Raw genomic sequence first — 1,687 nt, forward strand, 5'->3', positions numbered from 1 at the left:
TATATTATATTTAGTGCAGTTAGCTACTGCCAAAGTCCAAGTGTTATACTTGGAAAAAGCCACTGTGGATTAGTACGTTCTCCAATCGCTTGACGATTTCAGAGAGGCTCTAACCACAGCTTTTTGTTTCAATTGGTAATGAGTTTGATAACGCTAGACGTTTAATCTTCAGTAAGGTGACAAGGCAAAAAGTAAGTGGATACCAAGTGGGCTTAATACTTAATATCTGGGGGTACTCTTATGCTCTATGTTGGCATTGATGTCGCTAAAAACAAACACGATGTGACAGTTATTGATAACACAGGGAAAATGGTATTGAAACCTATCACTATTACAAACCGTAAACAAGGATTTGAACTACTTCATAACACCTTGAAACAGCTTAGACAAGACTGTCTTATCGCCATGGAAGATACTGGACATTATGCCTTAAATCTCTTAACGTTCTTACATCAGAAAAACTATACGATTTACACCTATAACCCCTTACTCATCAAGGAATTTACAAAATCTCTCTCACTTCGTAAAACGAAAACAGATAAGAAGGACGCACGTACAATAGCTCTTAAGTTGCTTTCTGACCCTAATCGTGCCCTATTTATGCATGACAACAAGCAAGAAGAACTTAAGATTATGACACGTCACATGAATCGTTTAAAGAAACATCAATCAGATTGGAAAGTCCAATATACCAAGTGTTTAGATATCATTTTCCCTGAACTACATCAGGTCGTTTCTAAACACTCTGACTATGTCTATGAGTTGCTCAAATGTTTCCCTTCTCCTGAGAAAATGGTAACTGCTGGATTTGATAAACTTATTGAGATTAAACGATTAACAGCTAAACATGCGTTGGATATTCTCGAACTAGCTCCAAATTCTATTGGCACAACTTCTTTTGCTCGTGAATTTGAATTGGTTGAAATCATTGAGAACATCCAACACTACGAAAAACTCATCAAACAAGCCGAAAAGAAGATTGATGAGTTGATGGCTGAGCTGAGCTCAACTCGGTCATCACTACGATACCTGGAATTGGTAATCGCCTTGGCTCTGTCATCTTAGCAGAAATCAGAAACATTAATACTTTCACTAATCCAGCCCAATTACAAGCTTTTGCAGGATTAGAACCCTCTATCTACCAATCTGGACAACTAGATACTCAAGGGAACATGGTCAAACGAGGCTCATCGCATCTACGTTGGGCACTCATACAAGCTGCTATTAAAGTAGTTAGATACTCCCCTACGTTTAAAGCTTACTTTAGAATTAAGTTAGAGCAAGGGAAACACTTCAATGTCGCTATTTCTCATGTCGCTAAGAAACTCATTCGAGTACTGTTTCACCTACTTAAAAATAGTGAACCTTTTGATGAAGTTAAACTGAGATAAACCAACAAAAGCAGAGATAAAAGACTTTTTAAAACAACTGTTTTAAAAGGCTTTTTGTCATGTCTAAAACACATTCTAAAGTTTTCTAAAAAAATTTAGAACAAACTATTGACAATTCTTATAGTTTGTCTCTTAAAAGAGCAGATAACGTATTCTGAATTTTTAGCACAGAAAAAGACTACTAGGGACGAGCTAGTAGCCTAAATACAAAATTTTTTTCGCTTTGATTCTATCATAGGGAGGGAGTTTTTGCATTCTTTTGAGTCTTCGTATAAAGAACTCGACTAAGTCAAAAA

The 1,687-nt window shown here is 36.3% G+C and carries 1 pseudogene; it reads left to right on the forward strand.

Annotation, left to right across the window (positions count from 1 at the left end):
* Positions 1-240: 240 nt before the first annotated feature.
* Positions 241-1,391, forward strand: a pseudogene (locus tag F9856_RS11935) (IS110 family transposase).
* Positions 1,392-1,687 lie beyond the last annotated feature (296 nt).

Source organism: Streptococcus suis, from assembly GCF_016743335.1.
Lineage (GTDB): Bacteria > Bacillota > Bacilli > Lactobacillales > Streptococcaceae > Streptococcus > Streptococcus suis_Y.